14 protein-coding genes are annotated in these 17946 nt (G+C 33.1%); 7 read left to right on the forward strand and 7 right to left on the reverse strand.

Features of this window, described 5'->3' with window-relative positions; translation table 11 throughout:
- Nucleotides 1-21 precede the first annotated feature (21 nt).
- Genes R2R71_RS20060 through R2R71_RS20070 form a run of 3 tightly spaced genes read left to right on the forward strand, consistent with a single transcriptional unit; the run spans nucleotide 22 to nucleotide 3980 of the window.
- On the forward strand, nucleotides 22-1698 hold the full coding sequence (locus R2R71_RS20060) for a GMC family oxidoreductase (RefSeq protein WP_316833074.1): 1677 nt from the start codon (nucleotides 22-24) through the stop codon (nucleotides 1696-1698).
- A gap of 18 nt (nucleotides 1699-1716) precedes the next feature.
- Nucleotides 1717-3081 carry a lipopolysaccharide biosynthesis protein gene (locus R2R71_RS20065; RefSeq protein WP_316833075.1) on the forward strand — a complete coding sequence of 455 codons (1365 nt, stop codon included), beginning with the start codon at nucleotides 1717-1719 and terminating at the stop codon, nucleotides 3079-3081.
- 17 nt (nucleotides 3082-3098) lie between these two features.
- A complete protein-coding gene (locus R2R71_RS20070; protein ID WP_316833076.1) occupies nucleotides 3099-3980 on the forward strand; it encodes a glycosyltransferase family 8 protein in 882 nt (293 codons plus the stop codon).
- Nucleotides 3981-4014: 34 nt separating this feature from the next.
- On the opposite strand, the gene R2R71_RS20075 is transcribed toward R2R71_RS20070, so the two are convergent.
- The 3 genes from R2R71_RS20075 to R2R71_RS20085 form a co-directional block, all read right to left on the reverse strand.
- Nucleotides 4015-4941, reverse strand: a complete 927-nt coding sequence (locus tag R2R71_RS20075) for a glycosyltransferase (RefSeq protein WP_316833077.1) — start codon at nucleotides 4939-4941, stop codon at nucleotides 4015-4017.
- The gene (locus tag R2R71_RS20080; RefSeq protein WP_316833078.1) at nucleotides 4938-6467 is read right to left on the reverse strand and encodes a hypothetical protein; all 1530 of its coding nucleotides are present in this window, start codon (nucleotides 6465-6467) and stop codon (nucleotides 4938-4940) included. The genes R2R71_RS20075 and R2R71_RS20080 overlap by 4 nt, the downstream gene beginning before the upstream one ends.
- Before the next feature lie 173 nt (nucleotides 6468-6640).
- On the reverse strand, nucleotides 6641-7951 hold the full coding sequence (locus tag R2R71_RS20085; protein WP_316833079.1) for a hypothetical protein: 1311 nt from the start codon (nucleotides 7949-7951) through the stop codon (nucleotides 6641-6643).
- A gap of 505 nt (nucleotides 7952-8456) precedes the next feature.
- Here R2R71_RS20085 and R2R71_RS20090 point away from each other — a divergent pair.
- Both R2R71_RS20090 and R2R71_RS20095 read left to right on the forward strand, forming a co-directional pair.
- Nucleotides 8457-9500, forward strand: a complete 1044-nt coding sequence (locus tag R2R71_RS20090) for a UbiA family prenyltransferase (RefSeq protein ID WP_316833080.1) — start codon at nucleotides 8457-8459, stop codon at nucleotides 9498-9500.
- Nucleotides 9501-9573: 73 nt separating this feature from the next.
- Complete coding sequence (locus R2R71_RS20095; protein WP_316833081.1) at nucleotides 9574-10431, forward strand: beta-1,6-N-acetylglucosaminyltransferase; 858 nt, start codon at nucleotides 9574-9576, stop codon at nucleotides 10429-10431.
- A 16-nt stretch (nucleotides 10432-10447) separates the two neighbouring features.
- On the opposite strand, the gene R2R71_RS20100 is transcribed toward R2R71_RS20095, so the two are convergent.
- The 4 genes from R2R71_RS20100 to R2R71_RS20115 are packed head-to-tail and all read right to left on the reverse strand — an operon-like array spanning nucleotide 10448 to nucleotide 15574.
- A complete protein-coding gene (locus R2R71_RS20100) occupies nucleotides 10448-11416 on the reverse strand; it encodes a glycosyltransferase family 2 protein (protein WP_316833082.1) in 969 nt (322 codons plus the stop codon).
- A gap of 21 nt (nucleotides 11417-11437) precedes the next feature.
- Nucleotides 11438-12451 (reverse strand): UbiA family prenyltransferase, encoded by a 1014-nt coding sequence (locus R2R71_RS20105; protein WP_316833083.1) that lies wholly within the window; start codon nucleotides 12449-12451, stop codon nucleotides 11438-11440.
- 48 nt (nucleotides 12452-12499) lie between these two features.
- Nucleotides 12500-13696 (reverse strand): glycosyltransferase, encoded by a 1197-nt coding sequence (locus R2R71_RS20110; RefSeq protein ID WP_316833084.1) that lies wholly within the window; start codon nucleotides 13694-13696, stop codon nucleotides 12500-12502.
- A 57-nt stretch (nucleotides 13697-13753) separates the two neighbouring features.
- Entirely contained in the window at nucleotides 13754-15574 is a 1821-nt protein-coding gene (locus tag R2R71_RS20115; RefSeq protein WP_316833085.1) for an ABC transporter ATP-binding protein, read from the reverse strand.
- A 284-nt stretch (nucleotides 15575-15858) separates the two neighbouring features.
- On the opposite strand from R2R71_RS20115, the gene R2R71_RS20120 reads away from it, so the two are divergent.
- Nucleotides 15859-16779, forward strand: coding sequence for a glycosyltransferase family 2 protein (locus R2R71_RS20120; RefSeq protein WP_316833086.1), 921 nt, complete (start codon nucleotides 15859-15861; stop codon nucleotides 16777-16779).
- Complete coding sequence (locus tag R2R71_RS20125; protein ID WP_316833088.1) at nucleotides 16779-17945, forward strand: glycosyltransferase family 2 protein; 1167 nt, start codon at nucleotides 16779-16781, stop codon at nucleotides 17943-17945. Before R2R71_RS20120 ends, R2R71_RS20125 begins: the two co-directional genes overlap by 1 nt.
- Nucleotide 17946: the final 1 nt, after the last annotated feature.

Here is a 17946-nt window from a genome sequence, read left to right on the forward strand (position 1 = left end):
AACATATTATCTTTAACATAAATGAATATAGATCATGATAATTACGATGCTATTGTAATAGGTTCTGGCATAAGCGGAGGTTGGGCTGCAATGGAACTTTGCAAAAAAGGGCTAAAGACATTATTGCTGGAAAGGGGCCGAAATGTAGAACACATTAAAGATTATCCTACGGCGAACCTGAACCCCTGGGATTTTAAAAATGGTTTTCGCAATACCGTAAAAGAGGTAGCTGATGATCCTATTCACAGTAAAATTTACGATCCATCAAACAAACATTTTTTTATCAGTGATAAGGAACATCCCTATATTCAGGAAAAGCCCTTTAACTGGTTTAGAGGTTACCAGGTTGGTGGGAAATCATTAACATGGGGGCGCCAGTGTTACCGGTGGAGTGATTTGGATTTCCAAGCCAATGTAAAGGATGGTCATGGTATAGATTGGCCAATCCGTTATAAAGATATTGCACCTTGGTACGACTATGTTGAGTCATTTATCGGGGTGAGTGGTCAGGCCGAACATTTACCCCAGTTACCGGATGGCAATTTTTTGCCGGCCATGGAGCTCAATTGTGTGGAGCGACACCTCGCTGAGTCCCTAAAAACGAAACAAAAAAGGGTATTAACTATTGCCAGGGTTGCAAACTTAACCAGAGGTTGGGATAACAGAGGTCCCTGTCAGAATCGTAACCTCTGTAGCCGTGGCTGCCCTTTTGGAGGGTATTTTAGCAGCAACAGTTCCACCATACCTGCTGCCATGGCGACTGGAAAACTCACACTACGGCCTTTCTCAATCGTTTCAGAACTAATATATGATGAGAAAAATAAAAAAGCGAGCGGCGTTAAGGTAATTGATGCGCAAACTCATCATCAATTGCAGTTCAATGCTCGAATAATATTTGTCAACGCATCAACAATAGCGACAACGGCTTTATTGTTAAACTCCAAATCAAAACGTTTTCCAAATGGATTTGGAAATGATAGCGGACAACTTGGACATAATCTGATGGATCACCATTCATCAGCGGGAGCAATGGGTGTTTATAATGGTTTGAAAGATCGATACTACAAAGGTAGAAGACCTAGTGGATTTTTAATCCCAAGATATAGGAACTTAGAATCATCCGATCAGCAAAGTTTTTTACGAGGCTACAATATACAAGGGGATGGCGAACGTTTAGGATGGAAAGATCGGCAAGCTGAAGCTGGTTTTGGTATCGATTTTAAATCCAAATTAACATCTCCCGGGAAATGGTCAGTATGGATGGCGGGATGGGGGGAGTGTTTACCGTATTTTGATAATAAGATATCGTTAGATCCTGAAAAAAAAGATCAATGGGGCTTACCCTTGGTAAAAATAGATTTCGAATTTAAAGAAAATGAAAAAAAGATGATGAATGACATCATGGAAACTTCAGAATATATGCTTAAGGATGCTGGTTTTGAAGAAGTTTCCTCATTTAATTATAATAGCCCCGGAGGTTCTACCGTACACGAAATGGGAACAGCTCGAATGGGGCACGACCCCAAACACTCGGTTTTGAACAAATACAACCAGGTACATGCTGCTAAGAATGTCTTTATTACCGATGGCAGTTGCATGACCTCCTCTGCATGTCAGAATCCCTCTTTAACATACATGGCCCTAACAGCCAGGGCTTGTGATTTCGCGGTACAAGAACTTAAAGAAGGAAATTTATAATCTATAAAAAAACCAATAATGTCCATTATCAAAAAAATATTTTCTTCATTTAAAAATATACACTTTCAGTCGCTAATTGGTAACGGTGTGATGGCTGGTTTTGGTATGCTAACAGTGGCTATTTTATACAGGGCATTATCATTTAAAGATATTGGTATATATATATTTTTTACAACCATACTGGCACTGATCGATACCTTACGCTCAGGATTTTTGACAAACTCCTTTATCAAGTTTTACTCAGGTACAGCCATTGATCGGGCAAACGAAGTTTCTGGCTCAGGTTGGGCTTTGGGTATAGCCATCACCTTATTTTCTATAGCGCTTAATATTCCGAGTTATTTTTTAAGTTCATTAATTACTAATGAGGGGATGATTCTGTTTTTAAAGTACTTTTCATTAATTTCTATTGCCACATTACCATCTTTTATGGCTAATCTGGTGGTTCAGGGCGATAAGCGTTTTGATCGGCTATTATGGATGCGACTAATCAACCAAGTTTTATTTACAGGTACAATTATTGTTCTCGTTATTATTAAGCAATCGAGTTTGAATGCAGTATTAATTACATACGTACTTTCAAATTTGTTATCAAGCATCATAATTTTACTATTAGGCTGGTCTAAAATCGGCACATTAAAATATAGCAGTAAAACAGCCTTCATGGAGTTATTTCATTTTGGTAAATACAGCATGGCGACCAGCGTAAGTGCAAATTTATTTCATGTTACCGATACTTTTTTTATTAATTTTTATCTGGGGCCAGCTGCACTGGCAATTTATAATCTATCAGGTAAATTGTTGCAAATTATTGAAATGCCGCTGTTAAGTTTTGCAGCTTCAGGAATGCCAAGTTTATCGGCCCACTACAACAATGGTAAAAAAGCAGAAATGATGTATGTGATGAAAAAAATGGTCGGGATGCTTTCTATCGTCATTTTGGTTGTTGCGCTATGTTCCGTTGCTTTTGCCAACCCAATAATTGCATTAATCGGCGGTGAAAAATATTTAACCACGGAGGCGCCAAATTTATTCAGAATTTTAATGTGCATGGCGGTTCTTTATCCTGCAGATAGATTCTTCTCTTTGGGTGTAGATGTAATCCATTTACCAAAAATTAACTTTTATAAAATTCTAGTAATGCTGGCGGCAAACCTCATTGGTGATTTCGTTGGTGTTGCCATTTTCCATTCTATATATGGCATTGCTATCGCAAACATTTTGCCAATAATCATTGCAATATGGATAACTTACAAACCCCTTAACAATTATTATAATTTCAATTTCTGGAGTGTTTTCACTGTAGGGTTCAATGAAATTATAGTTTTTTTAAAGCATATTTACAGTACTTTCTTTTTCAAATCAAAAAATGTCAATCATTAACTTTTTTAAACCCTAATATGAAAGATAATCCCATTTCTATAGTTGTTGCTAGTGATAACCATTACGCAATACTAATTGTAGCTTTATTAAAGTCAATCGATCTCAATCATAAAACGGATGAGCATATCAATTTTTATATTATAGATGATGGTATTGCATTAAGTTTCCGGACTAAGCTCGAATCTATTGTTGAACCAGCTCGTATTAGTATCAAATGGATTAAAAGCAAGGATGCTGTTCCTAAAGACATCACTATACCGGTTGATAATTCTGCCTTTCCTTTAACAGCTTACATGCGGGTATTTTCGCCTTACGTTATCGATGAAAATGCAGAAAGGCTTATTTATTTAGATGTGGATACTATTGTTCAGGATGATATTTCAAAATTATGGAATATCGATTTAGGAAACTATATTGTTGCTGCTGCACAAGATGTGGGTAAAACTGTTGACTGCGAGTGGGGCGGGATTAGGAATTATAAAGAGCTCGGCTTAACTGCCGACACTAAATATTTTAATTCTGGGGTATTGGTTATTAATCCAAAAAAATGGCGTAAGGAAGGAATTTCCAAGGATGTGATTGAGGCTTTAAGAATCCATAAAAAGTACGTTCAATTGGCTGACCAATACGGTTTAAATGTCGTTTTGGCTAATAAATGGCTTCAGCTGGATCCAAAATGGAATTGGTTTGCCTTTAATGAGGATGAAAACCCATCATTAATTCACTTCTTAGATATAAAGCCAATTTTTAAAAGCTACCAATCTAAAGAGGTTTATAAAGATGAATTTTTTAGGTATTTATCTTTTACACCATGGAAAAACTTCAAACCAATTAGTGGAAATCAACGATATGTAAGGAAGATTATTAATAAGATTAAAAAAGCATTTTTAAAACTTTAGTAGATTTTTAAAAATCTACTAAAGTTTTAAAAAATTAGTCTTCGGAAGTGGAGAATATTCTTGCTTTATTTTGACTTCTTTGTGAGATCATATTAAGTAATAGAATTCCTATCACAAAGAAACCGATACAAATTAAAGCCGTAGTGAATAGGCTAACAGTCATAGTACTCGCCCAACCTAAAATGGCTTCATCCGTAAAAAACTTTTTGTAGAGAACGATACCTATGAAGCCTGCAAATACTACCATAATTAAAATGAATATTCGCAAAAAAACCATTAAAAGTTCTTCGGCATATTCAACAAATGATTTGAATGCATGATGTATTAAACTGGTTAAATTCATTTTGGATTTTCCATCGATTCGTTTTAGCCGGTTGTAGGTTATGCTAGTCGATGTAACCTTTTGTTTGGAAAGATGGGCGGCGAAATGTATAAAAGAGGTATAGCATGATGTTCTTAAAACCTTCTTATTTATCATGCAAAAATTACCAAAATTAAGTACTTTACCTGTGATAATTTTAAATATAAAGCGATAAATATAGTAAGACATTTGAAAAGATAAACTTTCTTTTCGTCGCCCCCTGGCTACATTTACAATGTCATAATCATTAAATTGTATTAAATCGATTATTGCACTTGGGTCATCTTCTCCATCAGAATCCATGATGATAAACTTATCAGAATCGAGCGCTTCAGCGTACAATAAACCTTGATAGATCGCAGCTTGATGACCAACATTAAACTTAAGTTTTAATATAACTAGGTCAAGGTTAGAAGTACTAAAGTTAAATTTCTTAAGTAAATCTAATGTGTTATCTGATGAGCAATCATCAATTACAATCACAGTAAACTCGTGATTACTATTTTCTAAAACAGTCTCTATATTTTTCAGAAAAGAGATTACGGTAATGTTTTCGTTAAAACAAGGTGTTATGATTACTACTTTTTCAATCTTGCTCATCTGTTTAAAGGTAAAAATTCATAAATAAGGTAACCATCAATATTTTTTATGAGTCTATAATGTTTCTTTAGTAGAATATCTAAATTATCGAATAACAAAAAGTTAATCTTGGGATCAGAACCTACAATATAATTTACATCACCATTTTTAATCATTTCTTCCAACTTTTGGTAGCCTATAACATCAAGTTGCTTTGTTGAGTATTGTAGAATATCCATTTGCGGAACTAAACAGTTTCTGAAAAAAATATTATTTAATGACTGTCTGGATGGAATAGTGTAGTCTGTTGTTAAATTGAAAAAAATATATTTATTTGCGGAAAGCCTATTTTGGTCTTTCAAAAAAGAAGCTGTTCGATTAGCTGAAGCTCGTTGGGCTTCCAAAATTGGATCTCCGTCTAGTTTGTAAATTAACTTTGCATTGCTAACAAAAAAAACAACAGCAATAACCCCAAGGTAGGATTTAAATATAATGGGAATTGTATTTCTTTTTTGATTATTTTTATTTTCAATCTCTTTAAATATCACAATTAATGAAAGATTTATAAAAACGATGAAGTATTGGGCTGTAGAACCCATTTTGAGTGCCGTTACGAGTGCAAAAATTAAGGTTCCTAAGGTGCAAATTATTAAACTTGTATCTGCTAAGTCTGCTGTAAATCTGTTTCTATTTCGAAGTATAATGTACAAGAATCCTAAAATTAAAGGCCAAACTGTTATGATAAATATATTTTTTCCTATTACATATCTAAGATAATTTTCAATATTTATCCCATTATTGACTCCGCCAACAACATTCTCTAAAAAAGATGGGTAAAGACAAGTAAATAAGTATATGGAAAAAGCATAGATAAGTACAGCACAGAACAGCATTCTAATAAATAAAATCCATTTTTTATTCCAAATTGTAATTCCTAAAAATATAATAATAAACTGAATACCACTTTGCTTAGATAATACCGCAAAAAGGGACAAAATTATAGTGATTACAAGCAGATAAAAATACCCCTTAAGTTTATTAATGTTTTCCAACATTAATAAAAAGGTATATATTGAAGTTATACCAATTAAATCATGCAGAGAATCTGGTCGAACGGCAAAATTATGTGCAAAAGTAAATGTAAACGTGGAGAGAAATATTATCCAGCAGTTATCCTTTGACAATTTAAAAAATCTTCTTGCCAGACTATAAGTTACATAAGCTGATGATAAATTGAAAACCAAGTTCCAGACCCTTCCAATAACATAAATGCTGTTAAAGTTTCCATCCGGATTGATGGCAAATATTTTAGCTGTAAAAGCGCAAATGTAATAATAAAGAGGGGTATATTGGGTTATCGAAAAAGGAATGTTCTTTGGTGAAAAGTAGAGCTTACCAGAAGCAAGATAAATTTGGATACTATATATTACATTTTGCTCTATACCAGCCAAGTCTGTTCCATTAGAGAAAATAATAAATATTCTAGAGACGAGGAAAATTAGAAAAGATATGGATAATGCAAGATAAAAATTATTCGTATTTTTCATGAAACTTGAGCGATTCCTTTAGGATGAAATATCTTTTAAAGATAACTAATATTTCCAAAATAAAGAAGTTCAAATTTGAAAATGACTCTTAAATTCTATCTTTAAGGCATATGTAAAGAGGTGATAAACTCATCCATGAAAACTATTTTTATGGATGAGTTTATTATAGTTATTTATTGAGCTGGGGCTCCTATTCCTGAAATTAAGGAAACAAAGGTCGTTATGTTTAAAACTGCTAAAGCCTGTGTAGCATAATATTTGTTATTGGTAATCGTAGTTGATGTAGAATTACCATTATAGTTAATCATGTCTGTAGTTTCTTTGCCTACCCGGTTTAGATCAAAGCCTAAATTGTTGTTAAATTCTAACGTTCCACCAAAATTGTATAAATCAAGAATTTGTCCTTCCCAATCTTTCGATGTATTCATTTTACCAACGGTGTTGTTATAAACTTTTGCATTGATAAAAGTAGATTTGCCCGGTACTATATTTCTAGCAAATTCCTGGATTTCAAAAGCGCCGTATTTTCTTGTGTTATAACAAATGTTATTGTAAATTTCAACCATTGCCGGTGTCGAGCCTCTGGAATATCCCCAAACTCTGATAGAATTTCCTTGATAGTTTGTTAATTTATTGTCGTGAAATTTTCCATTACCTTGCATAAAGAAGACGCCATTGTGATTATTAGTTGACTGATTGATATCGTTGACAACATTATGGTGTATATTGTAATCTTGCACATTGGTAAATGAGCAAACAGTTCCTACGTTTGGAGAGTTTTGAAAAATGTTGTATGCAATCTCAATATCTTTATAAAGACCAGTGTCTTCTCCAGTCTCTTTATTCAGATTTCCTCCAAAAGAAATACTTCCGGTATTATCAAATAAACAATTTAATATTTTGAAATTTTCAATTCTAGTAGATGACGTACCATCATATGCAACTAAACCGTTATCAGCTTCTCCCGCCATTACGTAATCAGTAACGTTTTTAAAGCTGACATTCTTAATAGTAACATTGCTCATTTTTCCTCTAAATTTTAGAGCTCTGAAAGCGATATTTTCAAATGAGAAACCATAAGTTATTGTCGACTCATTGTCTCCGAGAAAGTTTAAATAATTTACATTGGTTGTTTCCATTCCTTCAGTAATAATTACCTGACCTGAGTTCTTTATATAAATAGGATTGGCCGCAGTTCCAGAAATATTTTTGATGTAAATTCCTTTATAGCTCCCGGCTTTTATCTTAATAAGTTTGATGGAAGTCAAATCAAGCGAATTTCCATCAATAGTTAAATATCCCGAACCTGTTCCAACGTCATAAGAGGGGGCAGTTGAAACTGGGTTCGTTGTAGGGTTTGTAATAGTTGTGGTTGGTGTAGTAGAAGTTGATGTATCTTCTGTTACATTATTTTTTTTACAAGCGGCAAGTGATAAGAGTATTACTAAAGGAAGAGCTAATTGCATTTTGAAATTTTTTCTCATTATTTGTCTTTAAAGTTAATTAATTAAATGTTTGTTGCTTGTTAAACGACAATTGTAATAAATATTATACAAACAATTAAATAAAAGTTAATTCTGTTATTAAGAATATATTGTTTGACATGGTCTGATATTGATTGTGGCCATTTAAATCATGTTTTTTTGATATTTTTTTAGTTATTTGATTTTTATGTAAAAATAATAAATGACATTATAATTACATTTAAATTAGAGCCAAATTAAATTTGATTAAAAGTCTTATAATCAGCCATTAAAAAGCGATAACTATTATATTCTAGTGTAGTTGTATTATTAAAAATGCGTAATTAATGAAAAATGAATGATTTTTAGGCTTAATGGATTAGAGATATGTGGTCATGATTATTTTATCTACTTTAAATTTTCTATTTTTAAAATGAGAATATTATAAAGAAGATAAGAATAACTTATGATATAATTTTTATGATTTTATTTGCCCAAATCCCTAAATTTATGATCACAATTTTTTATGACAGATGATGTAGAATTTGAGGAGGATTTATTATCATCCACATCTTCATTTCAAACAGAATTACGTCCAGCCAATTTAAAGGAATACCTTAAGCTAATAAAGATGGATAGCCTGTCTTTTATTTTCTTCATGATTCCGGGTATGCTTTATGGATTATTTGTTTTTAAACTTGAATTTCATCTTGGGCTTTTACTGAGATTGAGTTTAGGTTTATTAAGCTTTTATAGCTTAACGTCTGCCAGTTCTTCTCTAAATAACTTTTTAGATGTAGGTTTCGATAAATATCATCCATTAAAACAAGTTAGCCGGAGCAGGAATGGAATCTTCAATCAAAAGCTAGTATTTATTGGATTTGCCGTACTGAGTTTGATCGGGCTATTGTTAGCTTCTTTAATCTCTATAAAATATTTTATTGCGGCAATTTTTATAGTGTTGATAACTCTCCTATATAATTTAAAACCAATTCGCCTTAAGGATAGAGTTTTTTTGGATGTGTTGAGCGAATCTTTAGTTAATCCTGTTAGGTTTGCTGCTGGCTGGTTTCTTGTTAGTCCTGCTTTGGGTTTTCCTAGCAGTAAATGGGATTTAGACTGGATTAATACTCTACCGCCAATTAGTATTATCATCGCTTTCTGGATGGGAGGTGCATTTTTAATGGCCACAAAACGTTTTGCAGAATTTAGACTTATTAATGATCATCACTTAGCCAAACTATATAGGAGATCCTTTAAATTTTATTCAGAAAATAGTTTACTTATTTCAATTCTATTTTATGCAGTAAATTTTGCCTTTTTTATGGGGATTTTTCTTATTAAAGAAAAAATAGAATTATTGCTTAGCTTTCCTTTTTTTGCAGTTCTGTTTGCATGGTATTTAAAAATTGGTTTATTGGATGAATCTCCTTTACAAGGATATAAAAAAATATACTCCAGAAAATGGTTTATGATTTATCTTCTTGTATTTTTTATCCTATTTATCATATTGATGTTTATAAAAATACCTTGGCTGTATTGGTTAGTTAAAAATGTTAATAATTATTAATTACAAATGTTGATTTTTATATTTTAACGAAAATTTTTAGAAGAATTAACTGTCAGACAAAAGCAAATAGGAAATGAAAATCGCCCACATCATTACTGCATATAAAAATCCAGAACAGGTTTCAAAACTGATTAAGGCCTTGGATCATCCTGACTTTTACTTCTTTATTCATCTGGATAAAAAGATTGATCGTTCAAAATTTGATTTCTTGGGCGAATATGAGCGTGTGGTATTCATCAAGGATAGGGTTCTATGCAATTGGGGTGGTTTTTCTTTTGTAAATGCAATACTTAATTCAATAAGGGAAGTATTGGCCGATGCAGCTAAATTTGATTTTATAAATCTGCTAAGCGGGCAAGATTATCCTATAAAACCGGTTAAGGATATTTATTCATTTTTAAATAATAATATAGGAAAGTGCTTTTTATCATACGATACTGATCCAAATCATCAATGGTGGAAACATGCGATTAAACGTACTGAACTCTATCATTTTACAGATATTTCGTTCAGGGGTAAGTATTTCGTACAGGGATTGTTAAATAAATATCTCCCTGTACGCAAACTACCTGTACCAATAGAACTTTATGGAAATAATGATTCTTCCTGGTGGACACTTTCTCCCGATTGTTGTGCATATGTTTTGGATTATGTTGCGACCCACAGGAGGTTAACGAAGTTTATGAAGTACACCTGGGCAGCTGATGAATTTTTCATTACATCTATTATAATGAATTCTCCATTTAAAGATAAAGTAATTAATAATAATTTAAGGTATATTACATGGTCAGTTGGTTTACCAAATCCTCATATTCTAACACTAAATGATCTAAAAGATATTAAACAGTCTGATAAGTTCTTCGCTAGAAAATTTGATACTACTGTTGACGCTTCTATTTTTGATGCTATTGATACTTATATCCAGCAGTAGATAGTGGTAATCTTTTTTACTTACGGATTATCTTGTCTTTGAGGGCCCATATCATAGACAGGCCATAAATAACTGGTATTTTTTTTATGGTGTAGAGGGTATTCATTTTAAAGGATTGAGCCAAAAGATTAAAAGCCTTTTTAATTTGGAAAGTACGGAACAGATTATATTTTGAAAGTTCTATTAAACTTCGCATATAAAGTTTTTGCCAAACCAGCAATTCAGTTGGCTTCAGTAATACTCCAAATTTCTCCATTTTGGTACGGATATCTGCAATATAAAGGTATTCCAGAACCTCATTATGTTTTCTGCCGTCAAAAATATTCGAATGATCAACTCCTTTGCGCCATAATTTCTTTAATGTATATGCGGCAGTTGTTCTTTTTGAAAGAATCATGTCCAGGTAAAGGCACCAGTCATCGCCGATATTCATTCGCTCGTCCCAGCCAGAAACGATTGAATCTTTTCGCATAACAACTGATGATGATGGAGAAGGGCAGTCATTTACATATAGCCACCTGAGTTCTTCATAGTCAAGATTAACCCAGTTATTTATTGCCTTTTCATTTAATTCTTTTAAAACTACTTCGTTTGAAAGATAATCAACAAACTGTCCTTTGGTATTTTCCTGATCCCAATTTGCAAAAACAAAATCCAGCTGGTCGGCTTCTAATTTTCCAACATTTTGCTTTAGGTAGTCTGGATACCATTCATCATCAGAATCAAGCGAAGCAATAATGCTACCTTTAGCAAAATTTAACCCTAAGTTTCTGGCTGATGCCTGTCCGCCATTTTGTTTATAATAGTACTCTACTTCAGGGTAATTCGAGATTATTGCTTTAGTATGGTCTGTTGAGCCATCGTCTATAACAATAAGCTGAATGGGTTGATAGGTTTGTGCTAATGCACTTTCTACTGCAGTTGCTATTTTATCTGCCCGGTTATATGTTGGAATAATGATTGTAACTAAAGTAGGGATAGGCATAGAGAATAGTTAATTGTTATACTAAATGATATTTCGGAGCTTGAATCTAAAAAAAACGATTATGTCTTTGGCAACCAGGTATGTGTTTTTTGGAAATAAGATAATGTGAACGACTAAAACTAACCAGCCAAATTTAAAGTGTATGGCATTAATGATCAACAGGGTAATCGGTAAAAATGTAATATAAAAATCAGTCATCAAAAACTGATCTTCACCCACTGCAGGTCTTAAAATAATAGTAATTTTCCTTTTGAAAAAATTTCTTCTAATCAGCACTAATGCGGCGTAACCAACTACAGCAAGTAGAATCCAATAGCTAATCATCTGCATGAATATTACAAAAAGACCAGCAAGTTCAATGCCTAAAATAACCCGCTCAGCGAGATAAAAGTTAGTAGGTTTTATTTTAACAGCAAAAGTATTTGTACCCGATTTTATATCATTGTCCCTGTCCTGGAATTGATGCCATAAAATCCCTCTCAATCCAAACATAAAGGCCCACATGCCAATGGCGATCAAGAGTGTAAGATTTGTTTTAATACCGATGCTAAAATGAAGGTCTGTAGTAATGAGCATTGCGGGAAACACATGTGCACCAGTTGCGTCGCATAATACACCTAAAATCCCTCGCTCTTTGAATCGTGCCGGAGGTACAGAGTATAGTGTGAAAACAATATACGCAGCTATATAAAAATAAAGAGCAGTAACACTCGGATAAATAAAATAGCCAAATAATACACCAGCAATAACACAGAGCATAATAATGAGCAATCGAAAATGCTTCGGTTTGCTGGCCATGAGATTATACTTTTCCGCCTGTAGGTCATCATGAATGTCAGTAATATCGTTAATAAAACTTACGTAAATAGCACCGGCAGTTACACTACCAACAATAAGTAACATTCTCAGTGCAGCTTTCTCAAAAGGAAAATCATTTATAATTAATGTAGCGTACGCAACTAAAAGGAGGGGTACCAGTTTATGCTCCCACCAATCGTAATACCTTGTTGCTTGTAATATTCTTACTATTTTCATTTCTTGATTGCTCTCCTTTTTCACAAGCTAATGGTATACATTAGCCATTTAAATCGTATTTAAAGCCTTTATTACGATCTCGGCAAAAAGCTCTTCAGGCCGAACCGGGATTACAGACTGGATATGATAATAGGCATCAATACCCATTGCTTCCCAATTGTGGCGATTTTCCCAGGCCCTTTCCATAGCTTGGTCAAACTGAAGTTCATTGGGTTCTCCTATAAAAGCATTTATGCCATCGCACACAACTTCATTATTGCCGCCGGCATTACTTAAAATAGCTAGCCTTCCGAAAGACATTGCTTCAAGAACTGTTAAAGGTAAACCTTCACTACGCGAAGGAAAAATTAATGCATGATGTTCTTTCCAAATTTCTCTTAGGTTTGTCTTAAATCCGACGAAATTAACATTTTCTAATTCGAGAAGTCTGGCCATCTCAATCAAACCTTCCTCATCTGGCCCACTACCTATTAGCGAAATGGATATATCTCTTTTTTTCCATTTTTCTTTTTGTAAAATGCGAAGTAATATATCCTGCCCCTTGTCGATCACAAAAAGCCGACCAATACATGCTAATTTAAAACCCTTATCTGTTGTGGGAAAGGGAAGAAGTTCTTTAGCAACTCTAACTGGATTAAAAACAACTTCTGCATTTTTAAAACGCATTCCAAATTGCTCTTCTGTAATTTTTAGATTTTGTTCGGAAACAAATAGAATCTTTTCCGCATTTATGAATGCATCCTTCATAAATTTGCGGTCTTGTGGTTCTGGCCAGTAAAAATCTACAGATTTCTGACATACAACAATGTACGGTATCTTTAATAGTAGACACTGGTAAGCATACACTAGCCCATCAAAATTTACGCCCTGTGCAATTATTGCTAATGCAGGCATAGACTTTTTCATTTCCTGATAAAATTTTTGAACAGCCTGATTTTTAGTGTACTTGTATAATCCGAGCTTGTCACCAACTTTTTTTACTAAATCTTTAGCGATCAGAAAACTATTTTTCAACTTGTGATCATCTTTTGCCAGTTGGACCATGGCCACGTTGTAATTAGCAAGATTAACGAACTCGGGCTGATTTTTGTTTATGGTATTTTTATAAAGTGTGATGGAGAAATTTTCTTTATCCAATAAATAGGGGATGCTTAATGCCCAAAGTTCTTCGCTTCCTCCCCAACTATCATAGAGACTAGTAACAATTGCAATTTTGCGTTTTTTTGATTCTGATAGGTGTGGCATCAAATGATAATATATTGGATTTAATTGCTACTGCTTTCTTTTAAAAATACGATTAGCCTAATTTTGTGTTGTGTTATTTACGGATCGGGCAAAAAGTTTTGAATAATCTCCAGGAGTATTCAAAAGCTCATCATCTGTTCCTTGCTGAAGTATTTGGCCGCCTGAAAGAACATAAATATAATCAGCATGTTTAATTGCAGAGTGTCGGTGACTAACAATGATGGCACTTCTATTATCGATTCTTTCTCTGAATGCGGTATATAATTCTTTTTCTGCAAGTGCATCTAAGGCACTTGTTGCCTCATCAAATATTAAAAAATTAGCTTTGCTGTATAGTGCCCGTGCAATGGCTATTTTTTGCCACTGTCCAATACTTATTTCCTTACCATCTTCAAAATGGCGGCCCATAAGCGTATTGTATTTTTCAGGAAAATCTTCAATGAAATCGTGTGCGCCTGATTTAATTGCTGCACTGGTAATTTCATCCTGATTTACATCTTCATGAATGTTCCCAAATTTTATATTATCAGCTACAGTCATATGGTATTTTGAAAAATCCTGAAACACCGGACTTATTTGTTTTCTATATACTGCCGAATCTAGTTCATTAATATCTGTTCCATTTAAGCAGATGCTACCAGAAGATGGTTTGTAGAGATTGCACAACAGTTTGATAAGTGTTGATTTGCCTGCGCCATTAAGCCCCACAATAGCTATTATTTTTCCAGCAGGTATAGAAATGTTTACATTTTTTAATGTAGGTTGGTCCGTACCTGGATAATTAAAGGAAACGTTTTTTAGTTCTAATTTGTAATTATCATTAATCACTAATGCCTTTTTAATATCGACAGCGTGCAATTTTGTAGGGATTGTCAAGAGTTCGAAAATACTTGTAATAAATATACTATTATGATACAAAATAGATATTCCGTAAGAAATGTTTTGGATAATTGTAAAAGATTGAGGAAAGATGACTAGAAACAAAACAATGTCTCCCACACTAGTTGTTCCACGAACAGTTCCTATTGCAATATTGGCTATGCAAGCAAAGAAACCAGTTGTTGCCAAAGAAATTGTTAAGGCTTCCAGGATTGTTCGCTTATAAGATATTTTTAATTTTTCTTTGTAAAGCTCAAATTTAATTTTTCGATATAAATCGTTAAAATATTGGCCTAAGTCAAACGCCCTTATCTCTTTAGCAGCAGTATCAGCGGTTATTAATGTACTTAAATAGCTTGATTTTCTTTCTAAAGGGGTATGTTTTATTCTCCACACATTTAAACGGTTTGAAAAAAAGATTCGTATTATAAGAGTGGGTATTACGAAGAGAATAAGTAACGGTAATAAGAACCAGTTAATGGTGAATATGACAGAGCCAATAGCGATAAGGCTTAAAGCATTTTTTGTTATTTCGAGTAAGGTTGTAATCACGAGGTTAGGTCGTTCTGATCCAGCTTCTTTTGCTCTGCTTAGAATATCATAATAATCTGGACTTTCGAAATAAGACAGTTCTAAAGAAATTGCTTTTAAGTGGATTTGCTCATCAATATGTTGTGATACTTTTGACGCCTGCACTTCGGTGATATAGGCAGATATTGCCCTGGATATAGCATAAAGAATTGCAATTGATGCGGCAATAACAACATACCTGATTATAGTACCCTCAGCATTTTTATCTGTAAAATCAATCTTTGAAAGTTTATCTACCAGGAGCTTTAGCGCATACATAGATCCAAGAAAAAGAGCAGTTTCCGTAATGATCATTATTATTGATAAAATCATCCAGCCCTTAGCGGCATGCCAAACCAACGATAAAGTTAGCTTTAAGTTAAGGTTAGTTGTAAAATTCTTAACTTTTTCTTTGAAGTTATCAATCATATAGGGAATTTAATTTCGTATGAAATCTGAAACAAGTATTAATGGTCTTTTCCTGGAATAAAAAACTAAAGCAGTATTAATTATTTCCCTTATAATACAAAAGTATAAAGTTAAAGCCTTAATAACATTTTTTATTTTGTTTATGTTGTAATTTTTTCTTTATAGTAGCCTACCAAACCTGGAATACTGTTAAAATTTTAAAAAAATGATAGCCATTAAAATAGGAGCATTGGATTTTTTTAATTTATACAGATGTCAACAGTTATTCCTTACATTTACAGTCCATGAAGTCTGTTTCAATTATTACTGTAAATTATAATCAATACGAAGTCAATATTGATTTTTTGAAATCGATAGCACGATTTCCTTCTAGTCATTTACTGGAAGTCATTTTCGTTGATAACGGTAGCCTGGTTGAATATGTTGACGATTACTTGTCAATTTATCCTAACTTAAAATACATCAGGTCAAATAAAAACCTTGGTTTTGCCGGAGGTAATAATTTAGGTATTGTTGCCGCTAAAGGCGATTATCTTCTTTTCCTTAATAATGATACTGAAATAACAGCTAACACTATTGATGTGTTGGTTAATGAAATGGAAAACAATACTGAAATTGGAATACTATCTCCGCTAATCTTGTATTTCGACCAGCCCGAAATTATCCAATATGCGGGTTTTACAGCCATGAATTATATAACATGTCGTAATGAAGGTATAGGTAATATGCAGACAAACAGAAAACAGTTTGATCAGGATAGTAGGGAAACCGGTTTTTGCCACGGAGCAGCAATGATGTGCCGTAAGGCTGATTTGATTGAGGTAGGATTAATGGCAGAGGAATTTTTTCTCTATTATGAAGAGCTTGACTGGTGCGAAATGTTTAAGAAAGCGGGTAAAAAGATATGGTTTACCGGAAAAACAAAAATTTATCATAAAGAATCGATGAGTGTAGGAAAAGAGAGTGCAATAAAAACTTATTTTATGACGCGAAATAGAATGCTTTTCATCCGTAGAAATACAAATTTTATTAACACTTTTTTATTCAGTATTTATTATATTTTTATAGCTTCATTTAAACAAGTTATTTTATACCTATTAACTGGTCGGAAAGATCTTGTAAAATGGACTTTAAAAGGTATCACATGGAATTTTAAAAATTCAACAAATAGTAAATACCTTGGTTTTAAATTTAAATCTCCCTAATGATTTTAACTTTCTGGATTGCTCTTTTTCTTATCACATATACATTTGTAGGTTACGGTTTTTTGCTGCTTATCTTGGTTAGGATAAAAAGGGTTTTTGTTAAACCATTTGAATTTGATCCAGACAGGGAATTACCTACGGTTAGTATCCTCATTGCTGCCTGGAATGAAGAAGCAATAATTGATGAAAAGGTATTAAATACACTAGCGCTCGATTATCCTAAAGAAAAGCTGCAAATTATTTTCGTTACAGATGGCTCTACAGATCAAACATCAATAAAGCTTCAACAGTATAATGAAGTAACACTGTTACATGAAGATGTAAGAACTGGGAAGATGGCTGCCATTAAAAGGGCAATTCCATTCGTTTATAATGAAATTTTAGTTTTTACCGATGCGAATACCTTTTTAAGCAAAACGGCTATTAAAGAACTTGTTAAGCATTACCAGAATAAAAAGGTTGGCGCAGTTGCTGGAGAAAAGAGAATTTTAGTAGAAGCACTTGCTGATGCAAGTTCTGCTGGCGAAGGATTTTATTGGAAATATGAATCAGCATTAAAGAAATGGGATTATGAGTTATATTCCAATGTAGGGGCTGCAGGTGAATTATTTAGTATCAGAACTGAACTATATCAACCTGTTGCAAGCGATACTATAATAGATGATCACATGATAGCAATGAGGATCGCTGAAAATGGTTATATTATTGCCTATGAACCTAATGCCTATGCTATGGAAACTGCATCAGCAAATACAAAAGAAGAGTTAAAAAGAAAAATAAGAATTGCAGCAGGGGGGATACAGTCAATTTTTCGCTTAAAAAAAGCTGCTAATCCTCTTAACTATCCTTTGCTTACTTTTCAATATATATCTCACCGGGTTTTAAGATGGACTATAACACCGTTTCTTTTGATACTTTCACTTATACTAAATATTTTAATTGTTATTAATACTGAAATATTATTGTATCAATTAATCCTAGTGGCACAAGTGTTATTTTATAGCTTAAGTTTAATTGGATATTATTTTGAAGCTAAGAATATTAAAATAAAAGTATTTTTTATTCCATATTATTTCTGTGTGATGAACTATGCCGTAATTGCTGGTATTTTGCGTTATCTTAAAAAGAATCAAAGCGCTGCCTGGGAGCGTTCTTTGCGAAAATAAA

The sequence above is a fragment of the Pedobacter aquatilis genome, assembly GCF_032678405.1.
GTDB classification, from domain to species: Bacteria; Bacteroidota; Bacteroidia; order Sphingobacteriales; family Sphingobacteriaceae; genus Pedobacter; species Pedobacter aquatilis_A.